The following is an 18,366-nucleotide window of genomic DNA, read 5'->3' as shown; positions in this document are numbered from 1 at the left end:
TGGGCGCACCCGGATGTGAATTGAGGAGATGGGGCCATGGGGGAAAGCAGAAGATCGACCCTGTCCGAGCTGCCGTCGTTGGACGTCGCCGCGCTGCCGCTCGTACTGGCGGGACCGATCGTGAGGCGGGTCGACCGCGGCAGCGTCACCGTGTGGCTGGCGCTCAAAGCACCGCGCAAGGTCACCCTCGATGTGTACGAAGGAGCCACGGGGGACCTGCTGCCCACGCTCACCGGCACCCGGGTCGCCGCCCGGGTCGGCGAGCACCTGTACGTCGTTGCTGTGACGGCCAAGGCGCCGTCAGGCGAATCCCTGCGCGCCGGGACCATCCACCGTTACGCCCTGCGCTTCGGCGAGGATCTCTCGTCCCCTGTCACCCCCGTGCCCGCCACCGCCCCCGGACTGTTCAGCCCAGGTGTCGTCGCGGCCGACGAGGCCCGGGCCCGCTCGGCCCTGCTCTACCAGGGCACCTCCGGCGCGCCCGCCCTGCCGTCCTTCGTCACCCCGCCGGACCATCCGGCCGGACTGCGCCTGTTCCACGCCTCCTGTCGCAAGCCGCATGCCGAGGGTACCGACGCCCTGTCGATCCTCGACGAGGTGCTCGCCGCCGACGTGGCCTCACCGCGCCGCCCACAGCAACTGATCTTGACCGGCGACCAGATCTACGCCGACGACGTCGCCGACGGGCTGCTGCACATCTGTTCCACCTACGGTCGTGTTCTGTTCGGCCGGGACGAGACCTTCGCCACCGTGCACCCCACCTCCCAGAAGTGGCTTTTCCGGCCCGGGTGGCGCCAGGACATGGTCGTGGACGACTTCCGCATGACCACTACCCACGGGCGCAGCCACCTGCTGCGTCTGTCGGAGTTCCTCGCCATGTACCTGCTGGCCTGGTCGCCGGCACTGTGGCCCGCGGTGTCGCCGGTCCGCTTCTTCGGCGAGTTGTTTCCCGCAGAGGCCGCTGCCCTGGGCGATCCTGACCCCACCGAGTTCTTCGGCCTGCGCGCCAAGCCCGGGTACGAGCGGGCACGCGAGCGGCTCACTCAGTACCTCTCCGACTGCGACCGGGTGGACGGCTTCCGCGCGACCCTAGGCGCGGTCCGCCGGGCGTTGGCCAACACTGCCACCTACATGATGTTCGACGACCACGAGGTGACCGACGACTGGTACATCTCACGGCGTTGGGTGAACGAGGTCTGCGGCACCGTCCACGGCCGCCAGTTCCTCGGCAACGCCATGGCCTCCTACGCCGTCTGCCAGGGCTGGGGCAACACGCCCGAGCAGTTCGCCGACGGTCCGCAAGGCGAGGCAGGCCGGGAGCTGCTCGCCGCGCTCGCCATGCCCGACCACACCGCCGCCGGGCCCGCCGCGGTGATCGCCCGCCGGACCGGGGTGCCCACCGGGGCCGATGCGGCCGGGCGGATCATCCGTCAGGACGGCTCGCTTCTTTGGCACTACGCGATCACCTGGCCCGCTCACCAGATCGTCGCACTGGACACCCGCACCCAGCGGGTCTTCCGCGGCGGCCCCACCGACCCGCCTTCCCTGGTCTTCTCCGACGCCTCCTTTGCCGCCATGGTGGAAGCCGCCGAGGACCAGGGCTTGGAGAAGGTCACCGTGCTGCTCTCGCCCTGTCCGGTGCTCGGGGACCCGGTGATCGAGGAGTTCGCTCAGCCAGCCGTCCGACGCCTCCAGGGCTACCCGGGCCAGCTCGAACAGGACTACGAGGCATGGGGCCACGACCCGCGCGCCTTCGAAAAGTTCGTCGCCCGAGTGCTCGGCCACGCAGTCCCGGGTGCCGACGGGGTACGCCGCCGCCGCGTGGTCTCCCTCGGCGGTGATGTGCACTACGGCTTCGCTGCTCGCATGGCTTACCGCGCTACCGCCCCCTACAGCTCGTCACCCGGTCCGGTCCGCGGCGTCCTCGCTCAGCTGACGGCTAGTTCCCTCAAGAATGAGGCGAGCGGCACCATGCTGCTGCACCACGCAGGCTTCAACCCGCTCCGTCTGCCGAGCACACGCCGGGCCGGCTGGGCGAACGCGGACGGGCGGGCCCTGCCGGTACACATGAACGCGCCTGCGAGTAAACCCTCGGCCCTGGCCACGCTGCGCGAGAGTCCGGCCGTGCTCGAGCTGCCCGAGGGCCACACGGTGCGCACCCCAGCTCCCGAATGGGAGTATGAGCTGACGTACTTCCGCCACACGGACCCCGACGGCACCGCTCCCCGCCCGGGCGGGCCGGCCCCGGTCTCCTTCCCGGCCACCGGCGACCGCGGTGCCGACCTGGCCCAGTACGTGCAGGCCGCCGAAAACCACCGGGACTATATGGCCGTCACCGGCAGCGGCCGGGAGATCGTGGGCCGCAACAACATCGGCGAGATCCAGTTCACCTGGGACGGTCAGGACGCCAAGACAGTGGTCCAGACGCTCTGGTGGCACCTGCCCGGCAACGTCAACGGCGCCCCGCTGACCCGGCTGGTTGTCCCGCTGGACGTCGGCCAGACCACCGGTCCACCGCCCGTGGACTTGCCCGACCTGTACGGCGGCAGGACCCTGCGCGAAGGCGACACCGACACCTCTACCACCGGCGTTACCCACGTCAGTGACCTCCAGCGCGACCTGCTCGAGCTGGGTTTCGGCGTGGTCGGCGCTCGCGACGGCTGGTTCGGAAGAGAAGTGCGCTGGGCAGTAAGGGAGCTGCAGGCGTACGCCAAGATGGGCCGGGTCGCGCGGGTAGCCACAGCCGTCGTGCGGCTCGCCCAGCCGCTCACCGCGGACGCCACCATTCTGACCCTGACCGCGCCCGCCGCGGGCATCCTGCCCGAGCTGCCCTTCAAGGCCCGCATCGGCGATGAGAACGTCACCGTCACCGCCGCCTCCGGAACCGTCTGGACACTCACCCGCGCTGCCGACGGTACCGGCGCCGCCGCGCACCCAGCGGGTGATGCGGTCACCGCGCTGCGCGACCACCGCTGGGTCTCCGCGCTGGAGGGCGTCGACGTGCCCGCCGCGCAACGCTTCACCGGGCCGGTCAGCGGCGTCGTCGACACCGCCACCCGCCAGGTCATCGCCCGATGGAAGGCCGAGGGCCGACGCTGTCCCGTTGTCGTGGAGGCATGGCGGCTGTCCGGCGGCATCCCGCAGAGCATCCCGGTGATCCCCGCCGCCGGTGCCCGTTCCGCGCGGCTCGCCGACAACGTCTGGCGCTGGGACGAGACGGCGAACAACGCGGTGACCTCGCCTCGGATGTACGCCCGGGACTTCTCCGATCATTGGACACGTCCCGCTGGCCGCCCGGCCGACGGCTGGCAGGTCGATGCCAAGACCCCCATCGGCCAGCGCGTCCCCTACGACGACCCCTCGGCGGCCGCCGGCGACCCCTACCGCCCGATGTCGGGGCCAGTCGCCTACCCCGAACGCGGCCACACCTGGGCACCCGAAGCCGAGATGACCCCCGAGGCGCTCATCGGCACCCGGCTGCGCGACCTGGACGCCGACACGCTAGCCACGTACAAGGTGATCCGTGCGGTCGCCGAGGTGGAGGCGCTCGGCTATTTCGATGCCGTCAACTGCTACGACCACGCCTTCGCCTCCTTGGGCCTGTGCCACTGGACCTTCGGAGCCCGGGTGTGGGTCCCGGCCAACCAGCCCGGCAGACCCGACCGCGCTCTGTGGCGGGTGGAGGACGGTGAGCTGTGGGCCTTCCTTGCCTTCTTGCGCAGCCGCGATGAGGCTGCGTTCCAGAAAGTCGTGGGCTTCTTCGGGGTGCAGCCCGACCGGGCATGGACCGGCAACGGCCGCAGCGGCGACCCCGCCCCCTGGGTGGAGGGCCAACGCAAGTACGCCGCCCGTGGCGTCCTCACCCGCCAGGACGGTGGCACCACGCCCCTGCACGGCTTCCCGGCGCCCGGCCCCGGTGTCACCCAGGTCTACGGCCAGTACGCCGAGCACGAGTATTTCAAGCTCTGGCACTGGTTCTACCGTTTCGTGATGGCCGGCCGCACCGAGGACGGCTTCCGCCGCGCCATGTGGGATATGGCGCGGATGCGGCTGCGGGACCTGCGGGCCACGCCCTGGAACCACCCCACTGGTACGAACTCCTTCCCCCTCCAGGCAGGTACCACCATCGGCGATGTCTTCCGCTCCGAGCGGACTGCAGCCCTGGTGCACCGCTGGCACGTCTTCTCCCCGGCGAGGCTGCTGCGCGGCGGTGGCTCCGTCGCGGCCTCCGTCAGGCTGCAGAACGTCGTGGCCACCGCGGCAGCCGCCTCCGGGCTCACCTTCGGGCCCGACCCCGGCGCCTGGACTGCGGCCCACGAGGCCGCCCTGGCCGCCGCGATCCTCGCCATGAACATCTGCCCCAGGACCCCTACCAGCTCCGAGGATGTAGTCGAGCCGCACCCGGCAGGCCATGGCAGCCACGCCGGCTACAAGGACCCTGGTCACACCCTGCGGATCGTCAACGACTGGCCGGCCTGGTTCGGCGGGAACAACCCCCGCCACTACACGCTGCCGCTCGCCGACCTGCCCGCCGACCAGCGCACCTTGCGCACCGCCCGCGACTTCGTGCTCGACACCGAAGGGCTGCCGACATGACCGAGAACCCCGAGCGCGGCGCCCGCGCAGACCACAGAGAGACCCTGGAGACGGCGGTGCACAACGGCATGGACGGCAGCTGGACGTCCGCCGGGGCGGCGCACCGCCTTGCGGCCGGGAGCCAGAAGCCGAACGAGGCGGTGCGCGCCCTCGCAGGGCACGCGGCCACGGTGGCACAGCCGCCCGCCGACGGCTCCGAGGAGCCCTCCGGGCCCGACGGGCCGTTGCTGCCCGCTGACGGGCAGAGCGCCCTGGTAACCGAAATTCTGCACTTGATCGCCCCGCTCACCGAGGCCGTCGCCAACCCTCTCCAGCTCGCCCGGCTGCTCGCCCGCACAGGCTGGAACCCGGCCGCCGCCGGCGAGCACGGCACCGCCGAGGTTGCCGCTTGGCTGGAGACCGTGGCGGGGGCGGTCGGCGACCTTCAAGAGCTCCTCCTTCACCCGCCGCAGGACCTCGAAGGTCTCGGCCTGCTCCTGGACACGGTCGGCGCCACCATGGACCTGGTGCGCGAGGTCCCGCCCGCGCTCGGCACGTTCGACGCGTTTGCGTTCGCCGAGGACACCGTGCACTTCCTCGTCACCGACTGGCTGCTGCGCCACCACCCGGTGCTCTACCACGTCCTGGTGCTGCTCGGCGTCGTGGTGCTGCCCGAGGAGGCCGCGCCGCAGACTCCGGTGGTGAACCAGGACGGCGAGCCGGTCCGTACCGGCGTCGCCCGGGCCCGGCTGCGCCCGCAGCGGCTGGTCGATCTGGTCGCCGACCCGGTCGCTGCACTGCGCGCCGACTACCTGCCGGACGGCCTGGCCGACGAGGCTTGCGTCGACGCCTTCGCCGCCACCCTGCTGCCCCGGCTGGGCGGCCTCCTGCACGAACTGGGCGTGCGTGTCCTAGCCGGGCTCGGCGAGACCGCGGGCACCGGGCTGGACGCGGCCTCGGTGACGCTGGGACGCCGCATGCTCACCCTGGGCATCCCCGTCCGGCTCGCTCCCGGGGTGAATGGTGAAATCGGCGCCACTCTCGGCATCTCCTCGCCGACGGCGGGCGATCTCGGTGTCGTCGTCGTCCCGCGCGGCGCAGCCGCCGCCGACCAACTCCTGGGCGGTGGATGGGCGCTGCGCGCCGACCTGTCCGGGGCGGGCCCCGCCGTGGCGATCGGCCCGCGGGGGGTGACCTTCGCCGCCGGTACCGTAGGCCGGGTCGAACTCACCTTGGAGCTGAGCAAGGCCGGCGGACAGCCGAACGTCCCCGCCGTGCTGCTCGGCAGCGCGGCGGGGACCCGGCTGGAGATCGGGCAGTTCCGCATCTGGACCAGAGCGGTGCTGGAGGATGCCCCTGAAGGTGCCGAGGACCGGGACGACTTCGAGATCGGCATCGCCGCCGACAAGGCTGCCCTCGTCGTCACGGGCGGCGACGGGGACGGCTTCCTCGCCCAGGTGCTGCCTGCCGAAGGGCTGCGCACCGAGTTCGCCCTCGGCCTGCAGTGGTCACGTCGCAGAGGGCTGAGCTTCACCGGCTCCGCCGGCCTTGACGCCACCCTGCCCGTCAACGCCCGCCTGGGCCCCATCGAACTGCAGTCCCTGCACCTGCGCCTGAAGGCCGACAAGGAGCACGGCGCCCTGCACGCGACGGTCTCCGCCACCGCCCGGCTCACCCTCGGCCCCGTCCAGGCCACCATCGAACGCATCGGCCTGACGGCCGGGCTCACCACCACGAACGGCAACCTCGGACCCGTCGGATTCGGGGCCGCCTTCACCCCGCCCCGGGGAGCAGCGCTCGCTGTGGCCGCCGGGCCCGTCAGCGGCGGCGGCTACCTCTTCTTCGACCGGGAAAAAGAGGAGTACGCGGGCGTCCTCGCCCTCCAGCTGGAGAGCATCGCTCTCAAGGCGGTCGGCCTGCTCACCACGAAAATGCCCGACGGCACCGAGGGCTTCTCCCTGCTCGTGCTGGTCTCCGCGGAGTTCACTCCGGTCCAGCTCGGCTTCGGTTTCACCCTTGCCGGTGTGGGCGGACTCATCGGCGTCAACCGCTCCGTCTCCGCCGACACCCTCCGCGCCGGGATCCGCACCGGGGCCCTGGACACGGTGCTCTTCCCACGCGACCCGCTCGCCCGTGCCCCCGAGATCGTCTCCGTCCTCGGCGCCGTTTTCCCGCCCACCCCGGGACGGCACGTAGTCGGGCCCATGGCCCGGATCGGCTGGGGCACCCCCACCCTGCTCACTCTTGACCTGGGGCTGCTTCTTGAGCTTCCCACACCGGTACGGCTGGTGCTGCTGGGCCGACTGCGGATGACGCTGCCCACCGAGGAAGCCGCCGCCATCGTCATCAACATGGATGTCCTGGGCGTCATCGACTTCGAGCGCGGCGAGGCGTCCGTCGACGCCGCCCTCCACGACTCCCGGATCGCCGCCTTCGCCCTCACCGGTGACATGGCGATGCGCGCCCGGTGGAAGGGCACCCCCTCCTTCGCCCTGTCCGCGGGCGGCTTCCACCCCCGCTTCCAGCGCCCCGAAGGTTTCCCCGAACTACGTCGGCTCAACCTGGCGCTGCTGAACGGCGACAACCCCCGTCTCAGGCTGGAGGCCTACTTCGCGCTCACCTCCAACACCATCCAGTTCGGCGCCCGGCTGGAGCTGTACGCGACGGCCCTTGGTTTCAGTGTCGAGGGGATGCTCGCCTTCGACACCTTGGTCCAGTTCGAGCCCTTCGGCTTCGAGGCCGCCATCGCGGGCAGCCTCACGCTCAAGCACGGCGGCCGGGTACTGATGGGCGTCGCCGCCGAGGTCGCACTGTCCGGCCCCGCGTCCTGGCACGTGCGCGGCAGAGCCCGCTTCGAGATCCTGTTCTTCAGCGGCGAGATCAGCTTCGACCACACCCTCGGTGAGCAAGCCGCACCGGCCGCCCTCCCTGCCGCAGTGAATGTCGCCGCCAGGGTCGAAGAGGCGCTGGCCGACCCGCGCAATTGGACCGCGCAGCTCACCGGCGCCGGGCGCACGGTAGTCACCTTGCGTGAACTGCCCAACGCGGAAGGACAGTTGGTCGTGCACCCGCTGGGTGGGCTCGCCTTCACCCAACGGGTGGCCCCGCTCGGCATCACCCTCACCCGCTTCGGCGGTGCGCCCATCGACGGGCCTCGCAGGCTGGACCTCGATCCGCAGCTGACCGTGGAGGAGGCCGGCCCCGGGGCCGCCCCACTCACGGTGGCGCTCACCCCGGCCACTGAGTACTTCGCCCCGGCCCAGTTCCTCGACCTCTCCGACGAGGAGAAGATATCCGCGCCCTCCTTCGAACTGCTCGCGGCGGGCGCCACCGCCCAGGGCGCCGTCGCCGCCGAGCGGGAGCGGACCGGGGTGTTCACCTCGAGGATCGGTTACGAGGAGATCGTCCAGGACGGCCCCCACCGCACCGCCATGACCGGCCCCGCTCCGGCCGCCGGGCTGCGCACCGCCGCCGGGCCTGCCGCCCGGGCGGCTACCCGACGCACCGGACGGCAGCGCTTCGCCACTGCTCCGCGCGGCCTCGGCGTCCGCGACACCCGCTGGACTGCCGTCGGCCGGCAAGCGCCCCCGAGCGGTACGGCACACAGAGCGGAGCGCTCCGCCGCACCGGCCGCCACCGGCACCACCTGGACCGAGGCCGCCGAGCACCGCCGGGCCGCGGCCGCCGAAGGCCTGCGCATCGTCCCGGACACCGCGCCCGGAGGCGTCCGTTGACCCGGCCACCCCGTTCGCGCCGTACCCACCGGATCCGCTGCGCCCGCACGCCCGACTGTCCGGCCGTCCCACCCACCCCCGCCCCCCTGTCCATCGGCTTCACCCCTGGAGGAATCCGTTGAGCGGCCTGACCTTTCTGTCCTGGGTCCGCGAGGGCCTTGCTGCCGCCGGGGGCGCCGTCGACGCCACGGCGGGTCCCATGGTCTCCCGCACCACTCTCACGCTGCGGCCCAAGCTCCTCGACCGCGAGGCGGTCGCCGTCTTCGCGCGGCTCCTGGGGCCGGGTGACGTCACCGGACTCGACACCGCGCAGGTGCTGCGGAGCTTTCCCGCCGCCGAGACACCCAACGCCGAACCGCACCTCTTCCCGGCCGTGGAGTTCGACCGGCCCGACCTGCCGTGGATGTTCACCCCCGCGGCTGCCACTGGCGAAGGGCGGCTGCGGCCCTGGCTCGTCCTGGTTGTCGTGGAGGCCCAGCACGCTGAACTGCTTCCGGCCGCCGACGGCCTGCCCCGGCTGCGCTGTGATCCCGCCGAACTGCCCGACCTGGCCGATTCGTGGGCCTGGGCACACGCACAAATCGCCGTCGACGCCACCAACGACGACGCCGAGGTGGACCGGATCCTGGCTGAGGAACCCGACCGTACGCTCTCCCGGCTGCTCTGCCCCCGCCGCCTGCGCCCACGCACCCGCTACCTGGCCGCCGTCGTTCCTGCCTTCGAGGCCGGACGGCTCGCCGGGCTGGGCCTGCCCGTCCCTGCAGGGGACCTTCAGCCCGCCTGGCCTCCCCGGGCCGAGCGGCCCGGGGAGGGCGAGTGGCTGCTGCCCGTCTACCACCACTGGCGGTTCGCCACCGGCCTCGACGGCGACTTCGAGTCCCTGGTCCGCCACCTCACCCCGCGCGCCCTGTCCGGCGACGTCGGCACCCGGCCGGTGGACGTCGGTGCCGCCGGCGGCGGCCTGCCCGCGCTGCCGGACGGCCACCCCGGCCGCGTCTTTGACCTGGAGGGCGCGCTGCGCACCGCCGCAACCGACGCGCAGCCCTGGCACGAGGAGACCGCGACCATCTTCCGCACCGCCTACAAGGCCGCCCTCGACGCCGGTCCGCTGAACACCCGGCTCACCCCGCCCATCTACGGCTCCGCCCAGGCCGACACCCGGGGCCTGCCCTCGGCGCAGGCGGGGCCGCTGTGGCTGCACCAGCTCAACCTTGACCCACGTCACCGGGCCGCCGCCGCCCTCGGCGCCGAGGTGGTCCGCTCCAACCAGGAGGACCTGGTCGCCGCCGCTTGGGACCAGGCGGCCGAGGTGCGGCGCGCCAACGAGGTGCTGCGCCAGGGCCAGCTGGCCCGCACCGTCGCCCAGAGCCTGCACCGCCGCCTCCCCGGCACCGCCGCGAGCGGCACCCCGGCCAGCGACGACCGGCTCGATGCGCGGATGCTCCAGATGACCTCCGCCGTGCGGGACACGGTCGACTACGGCGGGGGCACCGCCGGACAGGAGCTGGCCCGCAACAAGGAGGCCGGTGCCGCCATGGACCCCGCCTTTCGGCGGCTGCTGCGGCCCGGCGGCCCCCTCGCCCGACGCGCAGCCCTTCCTGGCACCGCCCCGGTCGCCGCCGACACCGCGGCGACCGCTTTGGCAGCCTCGCTTGCCCGCCGTACCGAGCAAGCCGTGCCGCCGCTCGCCACCCCTGCTGGACTCGCCGGCGTGGACGACCTCTCGGGTAGCCAGGAGACGTTCGAGGGACTGACCGAGAACAGGCTCACCACCCGCTGGTGGGAGAAAGATCCGCAGGAGCCCCGGGAGGATGTCGCCCCCGCGGTCCCGACCGTCCGCTGGGTGGGCGCCGCCATGCCGAACCGGGTGTTCGTGGTGACCGTCGACGGCCAGCTAATGTCCCGGGTAACCCAAGCCGGCGTGCCCGGCTGGGTGGACCATGGCCGCCCGCCCGGCACCTGGTGCGCCTCCCCGCCGGCGGCCGTGAGCGATCTCCACGTCTTCGTGATCGGTGCCAACGGGCTGCTGTACCAGTTGCGCTGGGACGGCGACCAGTGGACCTGGCTGTCCCACGGCCTGCCGCCCGGCGGGCAGCCGCTGACCATTGGCGAGGGCCGGCTCACCACCGCCGTCCGCCACCGCTCGCCCACCGGTGGCACCACGAACTACCTCCACCAGGCCGCCTACGCCACGGATGTCCAGGGCAACCTCTGGGAACTCACCGGCCGGGACGACTGGTGGAGGTGGAACCCCTTCGGCATGCCCGGCGGCTACTGGATTACCGGGGTGCGCTCGCAGGACCCCTGGGAGCTGCTGCTCATCAACCGGCTGGGCCGTCTGATCAGGCTCACCAATCCCGCCGGCGACTGGTTCAACGAGGACCTTGGAGCTCCGGATGCCGCCGGATTCACCCCGGATCAGGGTGTGCCCGTGCGCGCCCACGACGGCCGCTACTACGGCATCGGCGCGGATGGCAGTCTCAACCTGAGCTTTTCCTCCGGCTCGCAGACCCGGTGGCTGCCGGTGCCCGGTCTGCCGGCCATGTCCCGGGTCATCGGTCTCGGCCATGACGGGACGGCGCTGCTGTCCACCACCACCTCGACGGTGGTCGTCTGGCCCACCAAGGACACCTTGCCCGGTGACGGTCGGGCCCCCGTGGGAGCCGACCAGGGCCTCCAGGGCGTCTCCCTCGGCTCCGTCGTCCACGTCGTGGGCGATGGACAGCTGATAGCGGTCGACCGTGCCGGCGACAACGCCTGGAAGCCGTTCGGGCGCCCCGAGTTCGGCGGCAAGGGCGCTCCTGACGCTTCGCCGCCCCGGGACATTCGCTGGCGTCCGGCGCTCGGCTTCCTCTCCAACCTTCTGGTCGGACACGTCGACGCGCCACCCGGCTCCAACGTGCCGTACTTGCGGCTGGGTCGGGCCACGGACTTCGACGGCGCAGTACGCGGTGGCTGGCAGACCAGGACCGCGATCACCGGACGGATGGTGGCTGACACCACCCAGGGCTTCGGCATCGCCACCGCCGACCTGGATCGCTCGGGCCGCCCCGACGCCGTCGTGTTCTGGATCGAGGAGTACGCCAACAACGGCCACGTCGGGAACTTCGGCCGCTATCTCATCGGCCGCGACCTGAACGGCAACGCCGACCCCGTCTCCTGGACCGGTCCGGTGACCATGCCCACCCCGATGTCCACCGTCGGCACCTCCAGCGGCGGCCTGACGGAGTCCGTGTACGTGCAGGCGGGCAGCTGCACTCTGGCCGACCTCGACGGAGACGGCAACCAGGAACTGCTCGTCGTCTACCTGGGAGGTCTGAAGGGCAATCGACGTCTGTTCATACGGATCGGCTGGAACATCTCGCCCGACAGCGGCGTGGCACGCGGCGGCTGGTCCGACTCCGTGGAGATCCCCTGGCCCGGACGGCCCGACGACGCCGCCCCTGCCGTGTACGCCATGGACGTCGCCGTCGCCGACCTCAACGGCGACCTGCGCCCGGAACTGGTGGTGATGCTCATGGAGCGGACCCCCGACGGGGTGCGCGGCTCCTACCGGATCGGCTGGAACATCAATGCCCGAGGCCGAGTCAAAGCGGACGCTTGGAGTCCCGTCCTCCCTGTTCCCGGCACCTTCCCCGCGATCGCTGGGGCGGGCATCGTCATCGCCGACTTCAGCGGCACCGAGAAGCCCGATCTTGCCGTCCTCGTTCTGGAAGACGGCCCCACGGACAATACGGCCTCCTACCGCGTCGGCTGGGACATCGGGAACTCCGGGTCTCCCCGCTCCTGGTCCGACCCGCTGCCCGCCGACGCCGGTTCCTGGTACGGCTGGGTCAACCAGGGCGCCGGAATCGCCCTGGCCGACCTGCCCGGCACCGTGGCCGAACGACGCAGAAAGATCACCTCCACCTTCCGGGACGCCGCCAAGACCCACCAAAAGGCCCTACTGACCGCCCAAAGCCGCGCTCTTCAGGAGCAGGAACCCGCCGTGCCGCTGGACCGGCTGGCCGACGCGGTGCGCGTCGCCACCGCGCCCGAGCAAGCCGTCACGGCCCGCGTCGCCGACCGGATCGACGGCGCAGATCTAGCGGCCTCCGACCTCCCCGACCCGCTGGGCCCACTGCTCGCCCCGCCCTCCTTCACGCAGCCGATGGCCGAACTTCTCACCGAACTCGGCAGCGACCATCTGCTGCCCGGAGTCCAGAACATCCCGCCCGACACCGTTACCCTCCTGCGCGCCAACGGCCAGTTCATCGAGTCCTTCCTCGCAGGCGCCAACCACGAACTGGGCCGCGAACTGCTGTGGCGGGAGTTCCCCACCGACCGGCAGGCCACCGCCTTCCGCCACTTCTGGGACACGCGCGGCACCGTCGGATCCGGCCAGGAACAGCCCGACGTCCCGCCCATGCACGACTGGGACCGGCACCGTCCCCTCGGCGAGACCCTGCGCCGCCCGCCCGGCGGGGACGACGCCGTGGTGCTCCTGATACGGGGTGAGGTCGTACGGCGCTTCCCCTCTCTTAGCCTCCACGCCCGACGCGCCCTGACACCGGCGGTCCCCGGCGGTCCGCGCCGCTTGGGCGAGGAACGCCTCGACCCGGTGTTCTCCGGTCGGATCGGCACAGACATCCTCTTCACCGGCTTCCCGCTCACCGTCGCCGCCGCGCTCGGCCAAAACGCGGACACGGGCTGGTTCTTCGTTTTCGAGGAGCACCCCACCGCACCCGCCTTCGGCCTCGGCAACCCGCCGAAGGACGCCGTGTATGGGCCGGCGCCGTTCACCTGGCGGGACATCACCTGGGCCGCCGCGACCCGCAGCGCGGAGGAACTGGACGCCCTCGTCCACCTGACCACCCACCCGGCCTTCGGCGCGGACCCACGCCCGCTGCATCCGGGCCCCGACGCGCCGCTGCTCTCCTGGGGACGCAACGCGGCCACCCTCGCCCACATCACGCTCCAGCAGCCGGTGCGAATCGCCCACCACGCCTGCGCATTGCTACCGCTGCACGGGCCCGGCCTACGGGTCACGCACGTCCGCAAGCGAATCCCGGGCAGCGACCGGGTCTTCATCCGCGAAATCGCCGGGCAACACCCGGACGGCCGCTGGTGGCGGATGTCCCGGGCGCAGGCGCTCGCCGCGCTCGACGGCCGCCAGGCCCTCTATGTGGAGCAGACGCCTGGACGGCGCACGGCCGTCGTCGCCGTCGCGGACGGCAGCGGGGGACGTTATCTGCGGGCCGGGGCGAACGACGACCCCGAGGACAACCTGCTGTCCCTGCCGGCCATCCCGGACGAGGCCTACCAGGCCTCGGCCGCCCACGCTCCCGTGACCCCGTGACCACGCCACCGCCCGCCCCGACGCCGCCTCCCACCGCCTTTTTCCGTACGACACCACCTGGACGGACGCAGATGACCACGCCGCCGCCTCCCGCCTGGGCCCTGCCCACCACATTGCCCGTGGTCCTGCTGCCGGTCCGGCTGGAGGCCCGGTTCACCGCCACCGAACTCCTGGTCCGTATCTACCCGGACGAGATCCACATCGACACCCACGAGCCGCCCCTCACCGCCGATGAGGCCGAGTACGGTCGCCGTTACTGGCGCGCCCTGTGGGCCGCCCGCGGCGACCTCCCGGCCGAGCAGGCCGCCTGGGAGGAGTTGGCCGACCGTTTCGGCGCCGAGCGGGCCGGCTGGATCGCCCAGACCCTGGAGCCGGTCAATCCCTTCGACCAGCCCGGCTGGGGCGCGACGGACGTCGAACCGCATTTCCCCGTGCTCGGCGAACCACGCTCGGCGAGCTGGACCAGGCGGCCCGTCGCCCGTGCGCTGCCCACCCGCTGGTACGTCGTCGGCCGCCCCGGTAACCCGACCGCCCCCACCGTAACCCGGGTCACCGGACCGGTCGGCGGCCCCGCTGGCGACCCCCTGCCGGTCGGTCCCGCACCCACCGCGGGCCTGGACCACCTCGACCCCGCCGCTCCGCCCACCGACGAAGCCACCCGCTGGCTGGTCGACTTCGCCACCGCCGAGGCCGTCGGCATGGCGGTACGGATGCCCCGCGGCGACGGTTACACCCAACTCCTGGCGTACGGGGTGTACGAAGGACAGACCACCGAAGCCGTCGCGGAGCTGAGCCGGCTCATCGAGGCGCATTACCACACCCGGGGCCTGGGCTACGTGCCGCCCGGGGCCCCCTCCAACAACACCTCCACCGCCGCCTCCCGCTACAGCCGCACGGACCAGGCGGACCGCGCGGCCTACCAGGTCCGGCATGCCGACAGCCTGCCCACCCACGTCGACTCCAACGCCGTCGTCCTCGCCAAAGCACTCGGCTTGCCGCTGACCAACGCCTCCGGCCGCCCAGGACCCCTGGCCCGTGCCCGCGACGCCCGGCGCCGCGACCAAGGCGCCGCCCGGGACATGGCCACCGCCCTGTGGGGCGCCACCTGGGGCTACTTCCTCAGCCAGTTCGGAGAGGACCACTTCCCCGAGGAGAAGGTGCGCGGCGCCCGCGAGCACGCTCGCCAGTACCTGCGCCCCGGCGGCCCCCTGCCCGCGCTGCGAATCGGCAGCCAGCCGTACGGTCTGCTGCCCGTCCTGCCACTTGCCCGCTGGACCGACCTCGAAGGCACCGGGTTCGGCCCGCTCCGGCTCGATCCGGCCGTCCCCGACTTCCTACGCACCCTGCGCGACCGTATCTGGGCCCCCACCGCCGCCGACCCGCAGGCGGTGCCGCGGATCACCCGAGGCGCCGCCGCGCAGAGCACCGTCGCCGAAATTCTCGGCATGGCCCCCACCGCCCGCCGCATACACGCCCGCAGTGCGCTCGGCACCGCCTACGTCGCCGACCTGTGGCGATACGGACCGCTCTCCCTCGGCGACGAGTGGCGCACCGGCCTCGCAGCCCAGATGCGCGACCTTGCCGCCCGACTCTCTCTACCCACCTGGGAGTACGGACCCGGCCGCGTCCTGTACGCCGACCACGCCTGGCCGCTCGACCTGCCGTGGGTGCACGCCCCAGCCGATACACCCGGCGGCACCCCCGCCCAGTACCTGGCCGCACTCGCCGAACCGCTCACCCCGCCCACCTGGGCGCACGTCCCCGATACCGCCGAACGAGACAACCTGCCCTGGGCACGCTGGTGGCACGACCTCGGCGCGAGCGGTCCCGCCGACACAGCACACGCCCTGACCACCCCACTGCTGTACCGCCTCGCCCGGCACTCCCTGCTCGCCGAATACGCCCGCGCCGTGGACCTCGTGCTCGGTTCGGGACCAGCGGCCCGCCGCGAACCCGAGGTGATCGACGCCGACGACGTCGACCCCACCGCGACCGTGTGGCGGCGTGCCAAGCGCACCCGGCCCAACTCCTCCATCACCGTCGACGCCTACCTGTGGACCCCGGAGGCCGCAGCCCGGCCCGAACTCGCCCCGCTGCACCAGACGGCGGCCGCCCTCAAGGCGCTCGCCCCGCTGCCCGCCGAGGACCTGGAACGGCTGCTCACCCAGAACCTGGACACCACCTCCCACCGCCTGGACGCCTGGATCACCTCGCTGGCCACCCGGCGGCTCGCCTGGCTGCGCCGGCCCGGCACCCCCTCCCCGTACGGTCTTCACCTGGGCGGCTACGGCTGGCTGCTCGACGTGATGCCCCGCGAGACGAACCCGACCGAAGTACCGCCGCAGCAGCGGCCCGAGGGAGAGAGGACCGACCCGCTCGCCCCGCCCGGCTCCACCACACCCTGGAAGCTGTACGCCGCCGCCGACACTGCCGGCCCCGTCCACGCCCCCTCCCTCGCCCAGGCCACCACCGCCGCCGTGCTGCGTGCCGCTCAGCGGGCCCACGGCGACCGACCCGACGCGCCCACCGCGATCGACCTGCCCTCCGACCGCGCCCGCACAGCCGCCTGGATCGTCGACGGCGTCCGCCGGGGCCAGCCGCTGGGCGCTCTGCTCGGTTACCGCTTCGAACGTGCCCTGCAAGACCACCCGATGCGCACCCTGGCCTCCTGGAGCGACCACTTCCGCGCGCTGGCACCCACTACCGCGACCCATGTCAACCACGACGGCACGCTCGACGAGTCCGTCACCGCACACGACATCGTCGATGGCCTGCGGCTGCACCGCCGTCGCGCGGCTGGCCTGCTCGACCTCATCCGTGACGTCGGTGTCCCGGCCACCGCCACCGCCGAACTCGACGCGCTCAAGGTTGTCCTGGACGACCTGGACGACGCCGTGGACGCGATCGCTGACACCCTCCTCGTCGAAGGCGTGCACCAGGCCGTGCAGGGCAACCCGCTGCGCGCCGGAGCCACTGTCGACGCCATGGGCAACGGGGAGGCACCACCGCCGGAGCTGGAGTCCCTGCGCACCCCGCGCGGCGGCGACGCCGTCACCCACCGGGTGATTGTGCTGCTGCCCGAGCCGCCCGCCCCGGACAGCTCGAGACGGCTCGCCCCTGCCGAAGCCCCCGGAAGAGCGGGAGAAACCCCGCCGATCCACGTTCCGCCGCCCTCGCTCACCGACGAGGAACTCCCCGGCGCGTCTGCTTGGTCCAGCGACCCATACACGCAGACCCGCGCCCTCGCCGAGCCCGCCCTGAACGCCTGGTTGACCACTCTGCTCCCGGCACCCGCCACCGTCGACTACCGAGTGCGTCTGACCGACGGCACCACCCGTACCGTCCCCCTGGCCGGGGCGCCACTCTCACCGCTGGACTGGCTCGCCCTGGGGCTGGACCCTGACGCCCTGCCCGGCTCCGACCTGGAGCGCCACCTCCTCCATCACGCCGACCTCCACCTGGCCGCGCACGAGCCGAACGCGCCCCGACCCACAGCCCTGGACGCCACGGAGGAAGGGCTCGGAACCCTCCTGGAGACCGTCCGCGCTGCCCGTGAACTCCTGCGCACCGCACGCCCCCTGTGCCCCGCCGACCTCGCCGCGTCGCAGGCCGCCTCCGCCGACGACGGGGCAGACGATCCGGACCTAGAACCGCGCGCCACGGCTGTACGCGAGGTCGCCCAGCGTGCCGCCGCCGACCTCGCTCCGCCGGCCGACGTCCCCGCCGTCATCCGCATCCAGCTCCTCCACCGGGGCCTGACCACCGCCAGCCTGCTCGGCGTCCCGGCCGTCGTGCCCCCGCTGCCACCGCGCCCCGGCGCCGACAGCACGGCCGTCGCGGAGCACGCCACCCTGCTCGGCTCCCTCGCCACCAGGACGGCCCCCGAACTCGCCCGCAGACTCGGCCGCCTAACGGATCTGGACACCGCGCGTGCCCAGGGCACGCTGTCCGTGCCGCAATGGGCCCGGCAGGTGCTCACCGCCCTGCTCAGCAGCGACCTGATACTGCTGCCCGGCTTTGCCGCCCCGGCCCCCGGGCCCCTCACCGAGTCCCTGGCCCATGCCGACACCCTGCTGGCCGGCGACCCGCACGCCCCGGCCGGCTGGCTCACCCGCATGGGCCGGATCCGGCGCGGTATCGAGCGGCTGGTCACCAGCCTGGGCTATGCCGAAGCACTGGAGACCGGGGATGCGCTCACCGCGGTGGTCGCCCAGACCCCCTACACCACCCATCCTGACCCCACCCGGGCCGAACGCTGGGCGGCCCTGCCGTCCGCGGACGACCGAAGCCCCGGCCCCCGGCTCTCCCTGGTCGTGCACACACCCGGTACCACCGTCCCCACGGACCCCGCCGCCGTTCTGTTCGGACGACTGCGCGGCATCGTCGTGGACGAATGGACGGAAGTCATCCCGCACGAACACCAGACCACCGGCGTCGCCCTGCACATCGACGCCCCCGACGCCTCGCCACCACAGACCGTCCTGCTGGCCGTACCGCCAGACGCCTCACCTACGTGGACCCCCGAACTGCTCGGCGCCACCGTTGAAGCAGCCCTGGACCTCGCCCGGCTGCGCGCCGTGGACTACGAGGCCCTGCACCCCGATAGCCCCACCGCCGTCGCGGACATCGGGCAGCTCGCCCCCGCCGCCCTCCTCGCCATGAACACCCGCTACGAGGACGCGGTCGCCACCGACTTCACCCGCGGACTGACGAGGTAAC

Annotated in this window: 4 protein-coding genes; all 4 read left to right on the top strand. The window is 72.7% G+C overall.

Annotated features, from left to right (window positions below; translation table 11 throughout):
• Positions 1-36 precede the first annotated feature (36 nt).
• The 4 genes from ADK41_RS25650 to ADK41_RS25635 all read left to right on the top strand — a co-directional run bounded on the left by ADK41_RS25650 (position 37) and on the right by ADK41_RS25635 (position 18,365).
• On the top strand, positions 37-4,596 hold the full coding sequence (locus ADK41_RS25650) for a peptidoglycan-binding protein (protein ID WP_158717714.1): 4,560 nt from the start codon (positions 37-39) through the stop codon (positions 4,594-4,596).
• On the top strand, positions 4,593-8,309 hold the full coding sequence (locus ADK41_RS25645; RefSeq protein WP_030834438.1) for a DUF6603 domain-containing protein: 3,717 nt from the start codon (positions 4,593-4,595) through the stop codon (positions 8,307-8,309). Before ADK41_RS25650 ends, ADK41_RS25645 begins: the two co-directional genes overlap by 4 nt.
• Before the next feature lie 118 nt (positions 8,310-8,427).
• Positions 8,428-13,647 carry a DUF3892 domain-containing protein gene (locus tag ADK41_RS25640; RefSeq protein WP_030834436.1) on the top strand — a complete coding sequence of 1,740 codons (5,220 nt, stop codon included), beginning with the start codon at positions 8,428-8,430 and terminating at the stop codon, positions 13,645-13,647.
• Between the two features lie 71 nt (positions 13,648-13,718).
• Complete coding sequence (locus ADK41_RS25635; protein ID WP_037805158.1) at positions 13,719-18,365, top strand: hypothetical protein; 4,647 nt, start codon at positions 13,719-13,721, stop codon at positions 18,363-18,365.
• Position 18,366 lies beyond the last annotated feature (1 nt).

It is taken from the genome of Streptomyces caelestis (genome assembly GCF_001279005.1).
Lineage (GTDB): Bacteria > Actinomycetota > Actinomycetes > Streptomycetales > Streptomycetaceae > Streptomyces > Streptomyces heliomycini.
The sequence above is the reverse complement of the archived record's forward strand: the minus strand, read 5'-3'. Positions and strand labels throughout refer to the sequence as shown.